Source organism: Parabacteroides sp. ASF519, from assembly GCF_000364265.2.
Lineage (GTDB): Bacteria > Bacteroidota > Bacteroidia > Bacteroidales > Tannerellaceae > Parabacteroides > Parabacteroides goldsteinii.
Genome location: NZ_AQFV02000006.1, coordinates 2,089,624 through 2,108,734, shown reverse-complemented (window position 1 = coordinate 2,108,734; position 19,111 = coordinate 2,089,624). Strand labels below are relative to the sequence as shown.

At 40.2% G+C, this 19,111-nt stretch carries 13 protein-coding genes and 1 tRNA gene; 4 read left to right on the top strand and 10 right to left on the bottom strand.

Annotation, left to right across the window (positions count from 1 at the left end; translation table 11 throughout):
• Positions 1-160 precede the first annotated feature (160 nt).
• A complete protein-coding gene (locus C825_RS08070) occupies positions 161-1,060 on the top strand; it encodes a glycoside hydrolase family 20 zincin-like fold domain-containing protein (RefSeq protein WP_010802107.1) in 900 nt (299 codons plus the stop codon).
• A 583-nt stretch (positions 1,061-1,643) separates the two neighbouring features.
• Here the strand turns inward: C825_RS08070 and C825_RS08065 are convergent.
• From C825_RS08065 to C825_RS08045, 5 genes are all read right to left on the bottom strand, one after another.
• The gene (locus C825_RS08065) at positions 1,644-3,263 is read right to left on the bottom strand and encodes a trypsin-like serine protease (protein WP_010802106.1); all 1,620 of its coding nucleotides are present in this window, start codon (positions 3,261-3,263) and stop codon (positions 1,644-1,646) included.
• Positions 3,264-3,271: 8 nt separating this feature from the next.
• On the bottom strand, positions 3,272-3,898 hold the full coding sequence (locus C825_RS08060; RefSeq protein ID WP_010802105.1) for an EF-hand domain-containing protein: 627 nt from the start codon (positions 3,896-3,898) through the stop codon (positions 3,272-3,274).
• Positions 3,899-3,925: 27 nt separating this feature from the next.
• Positions 3,926-5,614: a DUF4091 domain-containing protein gene (locus C825_RS08055; RefSeq protein ID WP_010802104.1), complete on the bottom strand. Its 1,689-nt coding sequence runs from the start codon at positions 5,612-5,614 to the stop codon at positions 3,926-3,928.
• Positions 5,615-5,710: 96 nt separating this feature from the next.
• The gene (locus C825_RS08050) at positions 5,711-7,735 is read right to left on the bottom strand and encodes a RagB/SusD family nutrient uptake outer membrane protein (protein WP_010802103.1); all 2,025 of its coding nucleotides are present in this window, start codon (positions 7,733-7,735) and stop codon (positions 5,711-5,713) included.
• Positions 7,736-7,747: 12 nt separating this feature from the next.
• Positions 7,748-10,948, bottom strand: a complete 3,201-nt coding sequence (locus C825_RS08045) for a SusC/RagA family TonB-linked outer membrane protein (protein WP_010802102.1) — start codon at positions 10,946-10,948, stop codon at positions 7,748-7,750.
• Between the two features lie 1,516 nt (positions 10,949-12,464).
• Here C825_RS08045 and C825_RS08040 point away from each other — a divergent pair.
• From C825_RS08040 to mazG, 3 genes are all read left to right on the top strand, one after another.
• A complete protein-coding gene (locus tag C825_RS08040) occupies positions 12,465-13,310 on the top strand; it encodes an RluA family pseudouridine synthase (protein WP_250690574.1) in 846 nt (281 codons plus the stop codon).
• A 25-nt stretch (positions 13,311-13,335) separates the two neighbouring features.
• Positions 13,336-15,411: a protein-disulfide reductase DsbD family protein gene (locus tag C825_RS08035; RefSeq protein WP_010802101.1), complete on the top strand. Its 2,076-nt coding sequence runs from the start codon at positions 13,336-13,338 to the stop codon at positions 15,409-15,411.
• 114 nt (positions 15,412-15,525) lie between these two features.
• Entirely contained in the window at positions 15,526-16,311 is a 786-nt protein-coding gene (mazG, locus tag C825_RS08030) for a nucleoside triphosphate pyrophosphohydrolase (protein WP_044214783.1), read from the top strand.
• Between the two features lie 95 nt (positions 16,312-16,406).
• Here mazG and C825_RS08025 read toward each other — a convergent pair whose 3' ends face one another.
• The 5 genes from C825_RS08025 to C825_RS08005 all read right to left on the bottom strand — a co-directional run bounded on the left by C825_RS08025 (position 16,407) and on the right by C825_RS08005 (position 19,104).
• Entirely contained in the window at positions 16,407-16,880 is a 474-nt protein-coding gene (locus C825_RS08025) for a hypothetical protein (RefSeq protein WP_007654630.1), read from the bottom strand.
• 48 nt (positions 16,881-16,928) lie between these two features.
• Positions 16,929-17,315, bottom strand: a complete 387-nt coding sequence (locus C825_RS08020; protein WP_007654632.1) for a hypothetical protein — start codon at positions 17,313-17,315, stop codon at positions 16,929-16,931.
• A gap of 46 nt (positions 17,316-17,361) precedes the next feature.
• Positions 17,362-17,913: an RNA polymerase sigma factor gene (locus tag C825_RS08015; protein ID WP_044214784.1), complete on the bottom strand. Its 552-nt coding sequence runs from the start codon at positions 17,911-17,913 to the stop codon at positions 17,362-17,364.
• 83 nt (positions 17,914-17,996) lie between these two features.
• A tRNA-Leu gene (locus C825_RS08010) sits at positions 17,997-18,078 on the bottom strand.
• Positions 18,079-18,195: 117 nt separating this feature from the next.
• On the bottom strand, positions 18,196-19,104 hold the full coding sequence (locus C825_RS08005) for an AraC family transcriptional regulator (protein ID WP_010802100.1): 909 nt from the start codon (positions 19,102-19,104) through the stop codon (positions 18,196-18,198).
• Between the last annotated feature and the right edge of the window lie 7 nt (positions 19,105-19,111).

Here is a 19,111-nt window from a genome sequence, read left to right as displayed (position 1 = left end):
GTTCGACAAAAATACAAAATCATCCGAAATACAATACCTGTATAGCATAAAAAACGATTCCTGAATTTTCCAGAACGATATCGAACATAGGGAAATACCCAAAAAGCATAGATTTGCAACAGGTAAAATTAAACAAAAAGTGTACTATTAAAAGTTTTTTATGTTACTCAGAGTTGGTATATATTCTATTTTTTTGATTATGATGCTCGTTAAATGCATCTTACCGGACGAAAAGCCGGAAATCATTCCTTTACCTCAACAGAGTGTATTAGATAAGGGGGATTTTATATTCGATCCAACAACCCTTATTAGTGTCGAAAATGAAAAACAGGCTATGATTGCCCAAGAATTGACCGGTATATTTAATCAAGCAGCCGGATTCAGTCCTCAAATAGCGATACAAGAAAAACAGGCTGATATCATATTCCGTACAGACATGAGTTTGTCGGCAGAACATTATAAACTAAACATCAGTCCATCCTGTATTCTGGTAGAAGCTTCAGGAAACAAAGGATTTTTTTACGCGATACAAACTTTGCGCTTTCTGCTTCCTCCGGCAATAAACAGCCAAACACCGGTAAAAAACATTCAATGGAATGTTCCGGGAATGACTATACATGACGGTCCCCGATATAACAATCGGACAATAGTACTACACACACCTTTCAATCTCATCCCAAAGAATAATCTCGAACAATTGATCGATTGTATGGCCATGTTAAAAATAAACCGACTTCATTTTATACAAGAACCTTACGATAGAACACCGGAAATACAGCAGGGATTAGAAAACATGACTTCATATGCCCATTCTAAAAAGATTACGATTTCAAGCGGGATGACGCGATCAGATGGCATTATATCCAATCTTCCTTTCTATGTGGAACAAATCATCCGGAAATCCAATATCAGCGATTCCAAGGACGACAGAAAACTATTATTTAAACATTTAGCCTCTATTGCCGAAAAAAGCTGGGCAAATCCTCTAGAAGCAGAAGGCAATAAAAATTCCAAAAGAGTGGAAATGCTCGCTTTATACATAGAAAGCAAGACTTTATAACGGTAGAAAAAAAATAATAGCAACACGTAACTTATTTATCCTTATCATATCTATTTGCCTATGTAGCAGTGCTGATGAGAAAAAAAGTCAAGCGTCTCACCAGCTTTCAGGTCGTGCCCTTTTTTAATAACAACCATAAACAGAAAATAGTTGATGATACCGACAACCTCCAAACAGTGTTCACGCGAAGCCTGTTAAACATTCACAAATATCCCTATCGATTTTAACACAAAATATCCTTGTCTTACCTCCGTATTAGCTCCATTGAACCTCCGTTAAAGGTCCACTCCCTACAATCGGAGGTAAAAGGGAGGTAATTCTTTAACAAATGGGCCGTTTTTCGGCAGTCTATGTTAATGCGATTTTAACACGATTTTTTTCGCGGTTGTTATAAGGAGTGAAGAGGTGGTGTGTATAAGAAGATGGTTTCACTCACAATATTAAAAAAAACACAAGAAATATTTGCACATAAAAAAAACAATCATGATATTTGCAATATCAAAATGAAACAAATAAATTTTTTCATAGTTAAGGTTTTGGTTAATTTGTAAAGGTCTCATTTGTGAAAATGGGCCTTTATTTTTTATCTGCGAATTAAAATCTTATGCCGCTCGATGACAGCATTATCTTTCAATATAACCAGATAATAAATACCTTTATCCAAAGAAGAGATGTCGATATTTGTATCATTCGTTGCAGAAAGTATTGTCGAGAATTTCAAAGAAGTATCGCTATAGATATGCACCTTTACAGTCGATGAATAGAGGGTTGAAAATAGGGATGGTAGAATTTCACTTTCCATATCTTGTATTTGCGGTGTAAAAGTCAACTGCGTACAAGCCGGATTCATATAAACCGAATAATAATTACCTGTAACGGTTATCGTTTTGGAATTCATGCCGCTTGTCACAGAACCATCGCGTACATACATTTCGATGCGGTAAGTACCCGGTTCTGTGAACCTGAAAGCCGGTTGCATATCAACAAAAGAAGCGTTATTATAAGTATTTACCCGAATCCATTCTCCGGCTTGCCCGGTAGAGCTAAGTTTCGAATATCCCCAATCGTACGTAAGTCTGTTGTTTGCCAAAATCCCATCTCCCCATTGCGGATCGGCAAAGAAGTTATAGGTAGTTCCTACCCGGTAATTCTCCATTACCGATTGTTGCAAACAGGAGATATCGAAAGGGGGAAGACCGATAAGAATGTCGCGTGTCAATGTAATAGGGATACCAAAATTATTTATTACGGAAGTCAGTTTGACCTGTCCAGAAGCTGTACCTTGACGAATTACCTGTCCGGAAGAATTAATCGTTGCAATACCTCTATTGGAAATATTCCAGCTAGCATTTATTGACGGACAAAATAATCCGGAAAAACCATAATACCCTTCTGTATGAATAATATCATTTCCAGTAATGGTAGGCATACCGATACCTGTTTGTTGACGAATCCATTCACGATAATAACCGACATTGGCATAACCACTGGGGTGACTTTGCTGATCCGTTTTAGCACTGAAACTCACTACTCCAGCAAGAATTCTTCCGTACTTTTCAGAAGATACAGTCAAAGGACCACCACTATCTCCACCTGCATGCATCGTCAAAGATGCAGCAGCAAACAAATGCCAAGGACCAAGAATTATATCTTTAAATTTAATTGAGCTATGCGTATAAGGTATTAAAGAAACAGTTGTCGCTTTTAATGATAAACTACCTGAATTTCCAACTGTAGTAATATTTCCCCATCCAGAAACAATAGCTTCTCCCGAAGTTAATCCCACGACATCAGACATTACAATAGGTTGGCAAGTTGAAAAAAATGATAAAGGAGAAGACAAATGAACTAAAGCAATATCATTTTTCAATGATGTTTTATTATATTCTGGATGTATAATTATCTGATCAACAAACATTATATTACCCTCTGTCCATCTACTTGAGCCATATCGAATTTTCAAATCTTCCACTCCAACCTTTTGTTCAGTATCATCAAAACAGACAACATGTGCAGCTGTAAGAATCCATTGAGGAGCTATTATACAACCGCCACCATAATAAGTATTTTCAATATCTTTTTTTTCAATATGAACCTGAAAAGGACGTTCTGTTATACTAATTTCATTTCCTCCAATAATACGTTGCTGAGCATACCCTTGTAATGTCAGTAACAAGGCTAATATTAAAATTAAATTCTTCATATCTTTTGCTATTTATGGATTGTTTTCAAATAAGCCTTTTTCACATGAGAACCCACATAAATTCCTAAATGAGACGACCATAACATATAACCTATCGTCGGTGCCACATCTCCACAATAATCAACCTTATAATAGCCTTTAACATTCGTCAAATCGACAGTCATTGTAACTTTTTGTCCCTGCTTCAGATCTTTTCCTCCCATTCGAATATAATCAGCCTTATTGATTGCAAATGTATATTCGGCATAATGGCGCTGAATATCACTTAACCTTTGTGATTCGGCTGCATCAATTATTCCATCTTGATTTTTATCCACCAATGTTCTAAGATAATCATTACAAGCAATACTTTCTTCGGAACTTATCTTGCCATCTCCATTTTTATCCTCAATTAATTCAGGAATACTAAACCACTCTTCTGCATCATACGAATAACAAAAAAACAAATACTCCACATCTTCCCCTTTACAATAATAAGTCCGTTCGTAAAAGCAAATTCGATCCACCAACGTTTCTGTCACATACTCTTCACCATCAAAAAAAGGTAATACCTTATTTTGGCACTCTTCTTCTTCACCGCACCCTGCCACCATTACCAACAATAGCAGAGAGAAAATAAGTTTCAACAGTTTCATGATCTATAATTTTTGTAATGTTTCTAACTACTTTGACAATGCCTCCAATATTTGTTTTCTGGTTTTACGAAAATGATCTCCATCGGTGTCATAAAGAGTCCAATGGAATACAGTCAAACGGCAAAGCTCTTTAGCCAGTTCGGGATCTTTCTTTTCCAACATCTTTAATAAAGTATAATCTGCAATTCCACCACGCATGGCTTCCAGACGAATTGAACCATACAGTTTGCCGTTATCCGGATAAACAATCCAACTGTCTCCTCCTGGTAAGGTATTTCCGCTTTCCATATTCATTGTAGTTGTTTCTTTATAAGGATCGTTATCGGAAAACCACTGATTGAATCCCCAATGCAAATAACCGGTTGCTCCGTATTTGTAATTAAGCCAATGAATCAAACGAGTTTTAATGAGAGGCTGCTCCAAGAAGCGATTGACAAAATCTCCCTGAGGAGCCAGGCAAGTATAAAACCATACTTCGTCACCTTTCCTCTGACGGTCGCAATAAAAGTCATAACCGTCTTTGTAGAAATTCAACTGTGGGACCCATATATCTAACGTATTTTCCAAATCATGTGAATGGCAAGCTTCGATAATTTTAATTTCCGGAGCCAGCTGCTTAATAAAACGAGCTATTTCTACGTAACTTTTTATGTTTGAACTAATAGGTTCGTCTGCAATATGTTGTGCATATATTTCTCCTACTTTCAGTTCTTTTAAATGGGACATCAAGCTAGGAATGAATTGCTTATAAAAATTTTGCGCATTTTTAGATGAAATCGGATATTGGATCATCTTTTTTTTCCCATCTTCATATTCAGGCACATAGGGTTCAAACTGGCTATCCCAATTACCGGAACGTCCTGCAATATGTCCTCCTTCGATCATTTTTAATACGCCTGCTTTTTTGAATATCGAAATTATTTTATCAAATTGCGTATAGTCAAATGAATAAATGCCATCTTTTTCTATACATTCAATATATTGTAAAGGAGAAATCAGTATTACATTTGAATAGCATTCTTTTAGTTTCAAAGCTAATTTTTCAACCATATTCCAGTATTCTTGAGAATAAAGTTCTACTTCTTTTCCTCCATTAAATACCTTCATTTTATCAGAAGAGGTACTAAACCAATTGGTTACCCACAAGGAGGGTTCTTCCAAAACGACCGGATGCACTTTTATCCGGATCTCTTTTTCCAATTTGATTCGTTTGTTCCCTGCCCTTCCGGTTAAACGAAAAGTTGCCTTATAATTGCCGGGAGTAGTATTGGCCGGAACACTTGCTGTCAGCCAGATAGGTTGCGCTATATCCCGTGCGACATTCCATTGGTCTTTTTCAATGATAGGATCCGGATAATAATGGGAAAAAGAGGTTAGCGCATCTTTTGCCCGGTCAGGAGTCTGACGGCTTACCCTTACATAATCAACGAATCCTGAACGTACAGCCGGCAACGTCTTTCCTTGCTCATTTGTAAAAAGAGACACTTCGATTGACAACTCCTTCAACGTTTCAGAACTACGGACAACAAACTGAAATGTGGCATGTTCGCCTGCCGCCACTTCTTCTGTTTCGTTGTATTCCGGAAAAAAGTTTGATTCTCTAAATACTTTTAGAAAAGGATCTACTTGTGAAAAACTAACACAATCTCTAGTGTCTGAATCTTCCACACATGAAAAAAAAAGTATACAAAGCAGATAATAAGTAAAATGTTTCATGATATATAGTTTTAAATTAAATGCAAGAAAACCCTGCAAGAGTTCTCCCGAATACTTGCAGGGTAATTAAGGTCTATTTAAATTATGTTGAATATACTATTCCAAAGCCGGTGCACTTGCCTTTGTCGGCCAGTAAGGATTCTGATACAAATTAGACGTTTCCAATTTTGAATCAGGAGAAGCTAATGTCAACTCAAGAACAGAATATGGTGATAAGTAATAAGCTTTTCTCCACTGATATCCATCCCAAACTTCATTGTTTTCTTTGATTACACGGTATGGGCGGATGTATTTGCTGTCCTTTCTGTTTGAGATATTGGCATCCCCCTTGCCTTCAGCCTGTTCGATCAAGGCGGATTCGTCAGTCACGTTACCTTTCTCATCGACTTTCAAATAAGCTTCATCCTTATACATTTGCGTCCAGAAATTGACACCTTCAGGAATATATTTACCCATATTTTCAGGGAATAAGGCATCAAATGCTCTCCAACGGATCAAGTCGCCCTTTCTTCTTCCTTCGCCGATAAATTCACAACGACGTTCACGGCGAATGTTATACATAGTCGCATCCACTTTTTCGGAACCGGAATAAACTGCCCAGTCCGGTTCTTTTGAAAGATCGGTTGCTGCAATAGTCTTATTAAAATCAGGATCTATACCAGCACGTTCACGCAACTGTCTCCAATAAGATGCTGCCGTCCCATCAATTGATCCGTTTTTCAAATAAGAAGCTTCCAGATAGTTCAAATACGCTTCAGCAGCACGAGCTACTACAATACCGTTAGTTCCGCGTACGCCATTACGAATCTGTGAAAAATCATAGCAATAGTGTTTACGCTGACGGAACCCAGTACGGTCGCGGTGTTCGGTCAATGCCACAACTGTCGGTGCTTCAAAAAGATTTAATGAATCTTCATTGACTACAACAGTTGATTCACCAAACACGAACAACTGTAAACGTCCGTCGCGTCCTTCTTTTTGCAAATCAATTGTTACGTCACCTTTATATCCGGAATTGACAGCATAGATCGGTAAACCGTTTTCCATCAGGAATGCATCTACATAACTTTTTGTCATACCGTTATTACCACCTTCCATGATATAAGCCATGAAACCATGTGTTATACTTAAGTCTGAATCAAACTGACGCCACATCAAGACTTCATCTAAAGAACTTGGATCAGGCATTGAAAACATTTCAAAATAAGGATTCCAACCGTAAATCTGATTGATTGCAGGATTCAACACTTTTGTATTTTGTACCAGACTATGATTGTCTGCTACTTCTTTCGCTGCACTCATTGCTTCAGTCAGGAAAAAGTCGATTTCACTGTCGATGTTAAATGTTTTGCCTGCATTGTAAGCCATGTTCGCTCCCGGCCATCCGGATTCACCCGGTACACGCGGCGTACCTTTGTGGTATTTCTCGAATGTCGCTTCGTATAAAGCTACGCGCGATTTCACCAAAAGTGCCATTTCTTTACCGATACGCACCTTGTTGAATGCCGTACCCGGTTTTAACAAAGAGATGGCTCTGTCCAAATCTTCCAGAATAAAACGGGCTACTTCATTGCGGGGGGCACGTTTGCTGAATTCCACCAGTTCTTCTGTTTTATCTTCCGGTACAGTTGTAACGATGGGGAAGTCACCATAGGTGCACAGACGGTCGAAATAAGCAGTAGCTCGCAAGAAATAAATTTCACCTATATAATGGTTGATATCTTCCGTTGCACCGGAGATAACACCAGCTTCCTTCTTCGGCAATACTTGTTCAAGGAAGTAATTCATAGCACGGATCAGACTAAAATCAGGGCCACCAGAAGAAGGAACCAACCAACGATCTGCTGCAAAATAGCCTGTGTTGGCTTCACCTACTACCATATTGTCCGTATCACCGTCAACATTCAAAGGTCCGGCATTATAGGCTGCATCATTTGTTGCAATAAGAGAGGTGTAATAATTGATAGCATAAGCTCCCAATTCTTCAGCAGAATTAAAATATTGTGCAGGAGTAATGCTTGAAATCGGTTCCCTATCCAAAAAATCGTTACATGACGATGTCAGTATACCGCAAGCTGCCACTATAGGAAAAATATATATTTTTTTTAAATTCAGTTTCATAATCCTCATTATTTAGAAATTAACATTCAGACCTACAGAAATCGTTTTACACAGCGGATACAATTTACCGTCTCCCCAATCTCCACCTAATGTTTCAGGGTCAAATACACCGGTAATATCAGAAATAGTCAGTAAGTTATCTCCTGAAATATATAATCTGACAGAAGACATACCGGCCTTAGAAATCCACTGTTGAGGTAATGTATAACCTAACTGTATATTTTTCATACGGATATAAGCCGCATTCTGTAAGTATCCACTTTGACGTTGTTGGTTCTTACCTCCATCAAAGCTGGCACGCGGATAATAAGCGTTCAAATTAGCACCCAACGGATCATTTTCACCACGCCAGAAATCCCAGTGTTCTTTGAAACCGGCTGATTGCCACATACCACCGTTTGCCCCCCAGAAATACGGACCATCCAACCAATAATCACGTTTACCGATACCTTGGAAGAATACAGAGAAGTCAAAACCTTTCCAAGCTGCATCCAAAGTTAAACCGAAATTGTAACGTGGTGTACTATTACCGATGATAGAACGGTCACCCGGATTATCTACCGTATTACCGCCTGTGTTAACAACACCATCACCGTTTAAATCTTTATACATCACATCACCTGGGCTCCAGCTCGATCCCCAACTCGGTTTATTGTTAGCCAAATGAGCATCCATCTGTTCCTGAGTTTGAGCAATACCCACAGTCGTATATCCCCAGATTTCATTCAACATTTTACCGCTGTAATGAGCGATATCTAATGATCTTGATTCATTCGGATATCTAGTTATCTTCTGTCTTGCATCAGACAAAACAAATTTAGCTCCATAACTAACATCACCTATACGATCTCTCCATGAGAGTTCCAGCTCAAAACCGTATGATTTCATATCTGAGTTATTGATTTTCGGAGGAGTTGTCCCTAAAACACTTGGTAATTCAGGAGCCGGTCCGATCATATCATACGTATAACGTGTAAAGTAATCGAATGATCCGGTCAAACGGTTATTCAGTAAAGACCAATCCAAACCAACGTCCCAGGTTTCAACTGTTTCCCAAGTCTTCAATGAACTTACGATTGATGGTAATCCGGCTACATTCGGTTTCAAACCATTTACCAACCAACGGCCATTGGCTGTTCCAACCGGCATAGTTTGATAGAATGGATACCAAGCATCATTTGTATCCGTATTACCCAACTGTCCCCAAGAACCTCTTACTTTTAATGTGCTGAAAATATCAGACAGATCACCAAAGAATTCTTCACGGGCAATATTCCATCCGGCTGATACAGAAGGGAAGAATCCCCAGCGCTGATCACCGATAAAACGGGAAGATCCGTCATAACGCCCGTTCAACTCAACCATGTAACGATCTTTGTAATTGTAGTTGATACGTCCGAAGAAACCGGCAACTGAATTTTCGGCCTTACCGCCACCCACTTTTTGTTCAGATGTAGTTTGATTTATTGTAGGTACTTCCGGAGAGATGATCTTATCTCCTTGTCCATAAAGATTATCTGTTCTCGTTAATTCGGCATTAAACCCAACCATCACTTTGAAGAAGTGATCATTGATTGTTTTCTGGTAATCCGTATAAATATTTGTTGTAAAATAATCTTCTGTATACCTGCTTTCCGAAATGCGACTGGCTCCCGGTGAATAAGAAGCTCCGCCATCCCAGCTTATGGCATAAGGTTGGTTATTAGCATCGTATGCATAAACTGGCAACACTGCCCAGTGCTGATTGTTTGTATGCGTACGCATATTCCCATCAATATTGATTGTCCAATCTTTGATCGGTTCGAATCTTAAACCCATTTGTTGAGTGTAATAATTCTTTTGCTGTGTCTGTACACCACCTTCTTCCATCTGGGTCAACTCCATACCTTCGGTTAAATGTCCATTATCATCATATACCGGACAGGTCGGCCAGCGGCGAGCAATATTATGGAAGAACAATCCCGTCATATAAGTCGGACGATCGTAATCTTCACGTGTCCATTTACTTGTATAATTTAAAGTAACCCATTTTGCCAATTGAGCTGTTATTTTAGCATCCAATGTGTATCGCTGGAAATTATCCGATCCATGGCGTATCAAACCATTCTGATCCAAGAAACTACCACTGACACGGTAAGTCAGTTTTTCCGTACCGCCACTTACACTTAAATTATGCTCGTGTGAAGGCGCCCAATTACGATATACTTCAGCAAACCAGTCTGTATTAGCATTAGCCCCACTATACATTTCCCACTTATTTTGAGAATTGGGAGTAGAAACGGTTGTTATCTTACCAGCCTGATAATCCTGAATACGCTGCATGACATCAGCACTAAATACCGGACTCTGACCAGCATTGGCAGCTGCTGCATTAAAATATTGTGCAAACTGATAAGAATCCATCATTTCCGGTATCTGCAAAGCATCTGTGAAACGAACATTACCAGAATAACTTACGTTGGTTTTACCTGCTTTTCCACCTTTTGTCTTAATCAAAATCACACCAAACGATGCACGCGAACCATAAATAGAAGACGCTGCAGCGTCTTTCAAAACAGAAACCGATTCGATATCATTCGGATTGACAGTATTCATATTACCTTCAATACCATCAATCAATACTAATGGTTTCGAACCGGAACCGTCACCGATAGTACCAGCACCACGAATATTGAAATTCATTTCATTATCAAGCGTACCACCACCTGAATTTACAGAAAAGTTCAAACCGGGAACTACACCTTGCAAAGCTTGCGAAACATTCTGAACCGGACGAGATTCGAGCACTTCTGCATCCACCATACTGACCGACCCAGTTAAATTAACCTTTTTCTGTGTACCAAAACCTACAACTACCACTTCATCAAGTGTTTGTGTATCTTCCTTAAGTACAATTTTAATAGGGCTTTGTCCTGTGTACTTCACTTCTTGGGTAACATAACCGATAAAAGAAATTTGGATCAAGTCCCCTTTTTTAACATGAGATAGTTCAAAATTACCATTCATGTCCGTAACAGTTCCATTTGTAGTTCCTTTTACGACAACAGAAGCACCGGTTACAGGCCCAAACTCATCTTCAATAGTCCCTGTAAGTTTGTCTGTTTGTTGAGTAATAGTTGTTGCTGCACTCACTTCCATAGCATGAAGTTGCCCTCCATAAGAAAAGGCTAACGAAAGCAACAAAACACCAACGGTTTGCATTTTTTTTAGCATAGCATTACTTTTAATTATTAAAACTAGGTTAACTATAAGGAATAACTTATGTTAATCAAAAGATTATAAACTTTGACGCCAATCATATTTATATTTGTTTTTATATTAGTTCTGGTAGAACTCAGTCCTTATTTTTCAATACCCATAAAGTTTACAAGCCTGTTTCATTTACTTTAAAAACAGAAGATTAGATTTTATTATAAAAGCTGATTTCATTTTTACTTTTTAAATATACCTTCTGTTGCTATTTTATTTTTTAAATATTTGAAAGGTTAAAATGTGATATATTTAAAAATAATATATATATTTGCACCGAAAACAAAAATAGTTCTACCAGAACTATGGTATTCCTTATTATATTCTATCTCTTGAAATTTCGGGGCAACCGCACCAAATTGTTTGAAAAGCCAACAGCAAAGACTTTTGGAGATCCGAAAAGCCCTCGTTTTTGAAAAATCTATCTCCCAATGGAGTTTTATAAATTTACTTTCACCTTTCACCGTCTATAACATATTATAAAGCAGGAAATTGCAGTGAAGGAAGAGTGAGGGGTGAAAAAACGGAGATGTTTGTCACGAGCATCATACCAGTTTAGGAGGGATGAGTTCCTGGCTATCCAGGCGAGAATATATTGCACGATTACGAAAGAAAGGAGTGGAAAATATGCATTTCCCCACTTTTCCCATGCCTATGGGGATTTTTCCCCACAAGCATGGGGAATATGCCCCACCAGTATGGGGAAAAGTCCCCACTATGGTGGGGAAATCTCTAACTTATCCAGCAATACATCATGTTCCACACCTTACGACATAAGAGGGGCAAACATCCCTTCCAATAAAAATAAAATAACAACTAATACAATCTTAACATAATACATAACCCGACATTTAAAATATGTAAAATTATTATTACAACAACCACATCACATAAATATTGATTTTTAAGCATTACAAACATTCAGTTATTATCACTTCTTTATTAAAAAAAGGCACTGCTTTCACAAGCAACGCCTTTCTTTATATAACTAACCTGTAGAAACAAATTACATTCTATTTACTACAAACTAATTAGCATTCATGGTATTCTTTCCTAGCTATCGCAGTAGAAAAGATAATATTCATAAAGTTAACATAAACTAGTATCTTCTATAAAAATCCCAATAACATCATTTGTAATCATTGTCAATATTTTGTTTGGTGAAACAAATGTACATATTTTAAAATTAAATTCACAAATAATGGAAATCTGGTATTATAATAGAGAAGTCCAGCCTTATTTATCTTTTTGTCAACTTATTTTAGGACGGGAGGAAAGACGCGAACAAACACGTGCTGACTGTGAAAAAAATCACAAAATAAGGTATCCCTTACATATTAATAACTAAGATATACAAACACGGCTTGCAACATTCCGCAAATGCCAGTATCTTTGTAAATTATTTATTAAATAAAATGGGAAGACGCTCAGGTTACAAAGACACAAATCTCAAAAAAGCCCTCGCGGACGCAAAGTAACGGTGAAGGAAGAGAATACATTGCTCCCTTTCCTGTTCGCATTGCTAAGTGAACAGAGCAAAAGTTCCGTCAAGGCTTTACTCAGCCACGGACAAATCTTGATAAACGGGAAGGTTACCTCCCAGTTCAACGCTCCTTTAGTGCCGGGAGACGAAGTCGAGATCAGTTACGAACGGGGAAAGGTGGAATTCAGCAACCCCTTGTTACATATTGTCTGGGAAGATGACGACCTGATCGTTGTCAATAAGAAAAGCGGGCTCATGTCCGTTTCCAGCGACCGTGTAAAGGAACGTACCGCTTATCATCTGCTCAGCGATTACGTCAAGAAGAATGATCCCCGGAGCAAGATTTTTGTCCTCCACCGGCTCGACCGGGATACTTCGGGACTGATGATGTTTGCCAAGAACCAACGGGTGCAGAAAGCATTGCAGTCGAACTGGAACTCGGCCATCACCCAACGTTCTTACGTTGCCGTAGTAGAAGGCCGCCCAGAGAAAGACCATGACCTGATCGTCTCGAACCTGGTTGAAAATGCCAAGATGCAGGTATATGTAACAGCCGAAGGCGACGGAAAGGAAGCCATCACCCGTTACCATGTGCTGCACAGCAACGGCCATTATTCTTTACTGGAACTCGACCTGGAGACAGGACGTAAAAACCAGATACGTGTCCAGATGGAATCTATCGGACATCCCATCGCCGGCGATTATAAGTACGGCGCAGATACTGATCCCGCCGGACGGCTGATGCTTCATGCCCGACGGCTCTTCTTTATTCATCCGGAGACAGGGGAAGAAATGCGTTTCGAAACACGTATCCCGGATGCTTTCGTTTCATTAGCTAAATAAACTAAGACAGAAATATAGACATAGTATGAAGAAACTCTTTAGTATCTTATTGCTGGTGTTCGTAACACTGGCCGTACAGGCTCAAATTCATCAGCCTGTCAAGTGGAAAATAAAACTGGAGGACTCCAAAACTGCCGAAAAAGAAATCGTATTCACCGCCACCATTGAAAAAGGCTGGCATCTGTACGATATGAACCTGCCCGAGGGAGGGCCTGTTTCAACCTCGTTTACTTTTGAGACACTCCAGGGGGCCGAACTGATCGGACAACCGGTATCCAACATCAAGCCGACCGTCGTTTACGACGAACAGTTTGCCATGGACCTCCGTTGGTTCCCCGGTGCCGTAACCTTTACACAAAAGGTAAAAATACTCGACCCGAAGAAGTTTAAAATCGAAGGGGAAGTCGAATTCATGGTCTGCAACGACGAAACCTGTTTACCGCCCGACCGTGAGAGTTTTGCTTTCGACAGTAAAAACACGAAACTGACATTGCCTGCCGAAGCGCCTGTCGTGGAAAAAGAGGATGTTACAAAAGAACAGCCGGATACGAACCTCGTAGTGGAAGAAGGAAAAACCCTGACAACACCCGACCCGGTTGCAAAAGAAGAAAAAGTAATCGTCAATCCGGAAAAGATAACCAACGCATTAACGAACGATGCTGCTTTATGGACACCGGTTATCGACGAGTTGAAGGCCTTTGGCGATACGACCGTTACGGCAACCGATACCTCCTGGCTGTTCATCTTCTTCGCCGGATTCCTCGGCGGATTGATCGCCTTGCTGACACCTTGCGTGTGGCCGATGATCCCGATGACGGTTAGTTTCTTCCTGAAACGTACGAAAGACCGGAAGAAAGCGATTCGCGATGCACTGACATACGGCTTGTCCATTATTGTAATCTACCTGGTGATGGGATTACTTATCACGGGTATTTTCGGGGCTAGCGCACTGAATGACTTATCGACGAACGCTATATTCAATATTATATTCTTCCTGTTGCTGGTTGTATTTGCCATTTCGTTCTTCGGAGCATTTGAAATGGTTCTACCTGCTTCATGGACAACGAAACTGGATAGCAAAGCGGATTCTACCACTGGTATATTGAGTATCTTCTTTATGTCGTTCACCCTGGTACTGGTATCTTTCTCCTGTACCGGTCCGATTATCGGAACATTGTTGGTTCAGGCTGCATCCATGGGAACGGCAGTCGGTCCGGCTATCGGAATGTTCGGGTTTGCATTGGCACTCTCTATTCCGTTCAGCCTGTTCGCCATCTTCCCGAATATGTTGCAAAGTATGCCTAAATCAGGCGGTTGGCTGAACTCCGTAAAAGTAGTACTAGGTTTCCTTGAACTGGCTTTGGCTTTGAAGTTCCTTTCCGTAGCCGACCTGGCTTACGGCTGGCGTTTGCTGGATCGTGAAGTATTTATCGTGTTATGGATTGTGATATTCGTTCTGTTAGGTTTCTATCTGCTGGGCAAAATCAAATTCAGCCACGACAGCGATGTGAAATATGTATCTGTTCCGCGTCTGTTTATGGCAATCATTTCATTCGGCTTCGCCGTTTATATGGTTCCGGGGCTTTGGGGTGCTCCGCTGAAATCGATCAGCGCCTTCGCTCCTCCTTTGTACACACAGGATTTCAGCCTGTATGATGACGAAGTCCATGCAGCCTACGACGATTATGAAAGCGGCATGGCCAAAGCCAAACTCCTAAATAAACCGGTGATGATCGACTTTTCCGGCTTCGGTTGTGTAAACTGCCGCAAGATGGAAGCATCCGTCTGGACAGATCCGAAGGTGAAACAGATACTCGAAAACGATTATGTACTAATCACCTTGATGGTAGACGACAAGACTAAACTGCCGCATCCGATCGAAATCGAAGAACATGGCAAAGTCCGCAAACTGAAAACAATCGGCGATAAATGGAGTTATCTCCAGCGCAGTAAGTTCGGAGCCAACGCACAGCCTTTCTACATTCTGCTGAATGACGAAGGCAAACCGCTCGGCCCGTCTTATGCCTTCAACGAAGATGTATCGAAATACATACAATTCCTTGAAAACGGATTGAAAACGTTCAAAGAACAAAATAAATAATTAATCAATGTGCCGATATGCCAATGTGCCAATTAAGAAAGCTCCTGTACCGACAGAGTTTCTTCATTTTCACATTGGCATATCGGCACATTAACTTATTGGCATATTATTACAATGTCTACGAAACAAGAAAAAATGGAAGCCTTCGGGCAACTGCTCGACATTCTGGACGAGCTCCGGGTGAAATGTCCCTGGGACAGGAAGCAAACAAACGAAAGTCTGCGCACCAACACAATCGAAGAAACATACGAATTGTGCGACGCAATCATGAAAGACGATAATAACAACATCAAAAAAGAGTTAGGCGACCTGCTCCTGCATATCGTCTTCTATGCAAAAATAGGCGAAGAGAAAGAAGCCTTCGACATCAAAGACGTATGCGACAGCCTTTGCCAGAAGCTCATCTTCCGCCATCCGCATGTATTTGGTGACGCATCCGCCGATACGGCCCAGAAAGTAGAACAGAGTTGGGAACAGATAAAACTGAAAGAAAAAGGTGGCAACAAAACCGTACTGGAAGGCGTCCCAGCTTCCCTCCCGTCTGTCGTAAAAGCCCACCGTATCCAGGATAAAGCCCGCAACGTAGGTTTCGATTGGGAACAGCGCGACCAGGTATGGGATAAAGTTCATGAAGAGTTTACCGAACTGAAGGCCGAGATCGACAAAATGGATGCAGATAAGATGGAAGGTGAATTCGGAGACCTGTTCTTCAGCCTTATTAATGCCGCCCGCTTATATAAGATCAACCCGGATAACGCATTGGAACGCACGAACCAGAAGTTTATCCGCCGTTTCAACTATCTGGAAGATCATACCATCAAAGAAGGACGTTCACTGAAAGAAATGTCTTTGGAAGAGATGGATAAGATATGGGATGAAGCCAAATCGAAAGGTTTATAAAAAACAAAAGGGGAACCGACATCACGTCGCCACCCCTCCCTTAACTTAAACGCCAAAACTAAATCTAAACAAAAAACACAAATAATGATAATATTTTATTTTTTCTTGTTTTCATCTTTCCTATCGTCCGGTCCTTTCATAAAATTCCGTGCAAACTTATATTCTGCCCGCCGGTATTTATAAAGTTTCTCAGGCGATAATATCTTTTTGAATTTCTCGTAATATTCTTTTTCCAAAGCCGCTTCCTTCATCTTCACTCCGAGACATTCATCATTCACTTTCGAATAATCGGATTCAGTCGGTGGATTCTTATGCTTCAGATCCTTCGTCAGCTTACGGCATTCACGGCCAACTTCGAACATTTTTTGTTGTAACTCATTACACAACGGTATAAAAGCTGCTGCTTCTTCCGGTGTCAAGCCTACTTCAGCTGTAATGAAAGCATTTCGCTTTGCCTGAAAGGCCTCCTTATCAAAATGTCGATGTTGTTGTTTTTCTCCCTGCGCCAACACTTTCGAAGAGAACAAAACTGAAATCGCCACAAATGTAATAAAAAATATTTTGCTCATACAACTATTATTACAAAAATATGCTAATAACTTCTTTTTTTCGTCAATTTATTCGTAATTGCCCAATTCTTCTGCTAAAAGATAATCCGTATATTGGGCCTCCAGATACTCCAGGTATTCTTCATTCTCTGCTTCCATGATAGCAGTTTTTACTTCCGATGCATCTTTAGACTGTACTAACAATGTATCAGACTGGCTCTTTTCACCGTCGAAACCGACTATTGCTTTAAAGAACAACCCCAGTCCGGCAAATACAGCAGCCATATACAACCACGGACGGGCACGGTCCATCATGGAGACCTTTTTCGCCTCAGCCTTCGGTTTATCAGGTAACTGGCTCATTATATTAGCCGTGAGATCCTTCATATACCCGTCGGGCACAGTAAAAGGATTCTTTCCTTTAAAACGTTCCAGATTGTTTTGTTCTTTTTCCATACACTTCCGTTTTAATACACCTTTGACGAGCTTCGCCCCAAAAGGTTTAAATGTCTTTTGTTAAAAACTCCTCGACTTTTTTGACTGCATGATGATAAGAGGCTTTGAGGGCGCCGACAGAGGTTCCCAGAATATCCGACATATCTTCATACTTCATCTCGTCAAAGTATTTCATGGTAAACACCAAACGTTGTTTCTCCGGTAAAGTGAGGATGGCATTCTGCAATTTCAGCTGTGCCTCGTCACCGTCAAAATAGTCATCTCCCTTCAGACGTTCCAGCAAAAAGACATCGGTATCGTCGATCGAGACGTTATTCATATTCCGCTGGCGGTTCAGGAAAGTAATACATTCATTGATGGCAATCTTATACAGCCAGGTAGACAACTTCGCCTCTCCCCGGAAATAATCGATATTCGTCCAGGCCTTCAGAAAAGTATTCTGCAAAAGATCATTTGCATCGTCATGGCTCAGTACCATCTTTCGTATCTGCCAATATAACTTTTCCCCATAAAGATTCACCACCCAGGCAAAAGCATCCCTTTGCCGGGCCGGATCCCGTAGTTGTTCTACGATTTCATCTTCCGTATATTGCTGCATCCTCTCCATATTTGGCTCAAATATACAAAAAAGTACGGATATAAAAAAAGCGGGCAACTTTACAGTTGTCCGCTTTTCGGAAGTGCCCAGAACAGGACTCGAACCTGCACGCCTCGCGACACACGCACCTGAAACGTGCGCGTCTACCAATTCCGCCACCTGGGCATTTCATTACTTTCAGGTAAGCAATCTCTCGTGATTGCGGTGCAAAGGTAGTGTTTTTTTTTATACTGCAAAATATTCAGGTATTGTTTTTACAATATTTCTTCAAAATTCCACCCTTCATATTTCGGGCCTGTCTCTCTTTATCGATTCTTTCTTCCGGTAAACGGAAGGGGATACTCCCATAACCCGCGTAAAAATACGGGAAAAATAGGCTGCCTCCTCAAACCCGAGTTTCATCGCAATCTCATTAACCTTTAAACTGGTAAGTTCTATATACTGACAGGCTTTCTGTATCTTCAGACGGATAAAATAATTGATTGGCGACATCTTCGTCTCCTTTTGAAAAAGCATGGAGAAATGAGAAGGAGAATATTTAAAATAATTAGCCAACTGCTCAAGAGACAGACTGCGTTCCACATTTTCCTGCATATAATGAATCACTTTCGAAGAAAATGAATACTCTTTATGTGTCGTAAGGTTATAATAACGGAACTGCTCCAGATACACGAACGAACTCAGGAGCATATAAAGACACATAGAAGAATAAGTCATATATTCTTTTATATATCCCATTGAAAAACAACTGTAAATCTCCTCAAAAAGCTGAAGTCTGTCCTGAAGCCGCGAATGTTCTCCCGGCAAAATATCTTTGGGCATGTTGTAGGACGGGACAAACTCTTTACACAGTTTTCCTTTAAAATGAAGGAAATAGATGGTCCACGGATCATGCTCGTCCGCTCCAAACGAATAGGGAACATCGGGGGGGATAATGATATACTGGTTTTCAACGACCGTATAAGTCTTTCCATAAATAGTATACCAACCCTTCCCTTCCGTACAATAGATCAGCATCGCATATTTAGAGCCCTGGTCCTTTTGTACATAATGATACTTTACCTTCGGAAAGAAACCGATTTTCCTAACATACAAATTTCCGATAAGCGGTTCGCTGCTGTACGAATCCAGTAATTCGTCCGGCAGGGAAACAAAACGTTCTCCTTTGAATCCTTCCTTAATCTTTATCATGGCTTTA

Coding starts and splice junctions, on each gene's coding strand:
- C825_RS08070 (WP_010802107.1), top strand. CDS start 161: ATGTTACTCAGAGTTGGTATATATTCTATTTTTTTGATTATGATGCTC.
- C825_RS08065 (WP_010802106.1), bottom strand. CDS start 3,263: ATGAAGAATTTAATTTTAATATTAGCCTTGTTACTGACATTACAAGGG.
- C825_RS08060 (WP_010802105.1), bottom strand. CDS start 3,898: ATGAAACTGTTGAAACTTATTTTCTCTCTGCTATTGTTGGTAATGGTG.
- C825_RS08055 (WP_010802104.1), bottom strand. CDS start 5,614: ATGAAACATTTTACTTATTATCTGCTTTGTATACTTTTTTTTTCATGT.
- C825_RS08050 (WP_010802103.1), bottom strand. CDS start 7,735: ATGAAACTGAATTTAAAAAAAATATATATTTTTCCTATAGTGGCAGCT.
- C825_RS08045 (WP_010802102.1), bottom strand. CDS start 10,948: ATGCTAAAAAAAATGCAAACCGTTGGTGTTTTGTTGCTTTCGTTAGCC.
- C825_RS08035 (WP_010802101.1), top strand. CDS start 13,336: ATGAAGAAACTCTTTAGTATCTTATTGCTGGTGTTCGTAACACTGGCC.
- mazG (WP_044214783.1), top strand. CDS start 15,526: ATGTCTACGAAACAAGAAAAAATGGAAGCCTTCGGGCAACTGCTCGAC.
- C825_RS08025 (WP_007654630.1), bottom strand. CDS start 16,880: ATGAGCAAAATATTTTTTATTACATTTGTGGCGATTTCAGTTTTGTTC.
- C825_RS08020 (WP_007654632.1), bottom strand. CDS start 17,315: ATGGAAAAAGAACAAAACAATCTGGAACGTTTTAAAGGAAAGAATCCT.
- C825_RS08015 (WP_044214784.1), bottom strand. CDS start 17,913: ATGCAGCAATATACGGAAGATGAAATCGTAGAACAACTACGGGATCCG.
- C825_RS08005 (WP_010802100.1), bottom strand. CDS start 19,104: ATGATAAAGATTAAGGAAGGATTCAAAGGAGAACGTTTTGTTTCCCTG.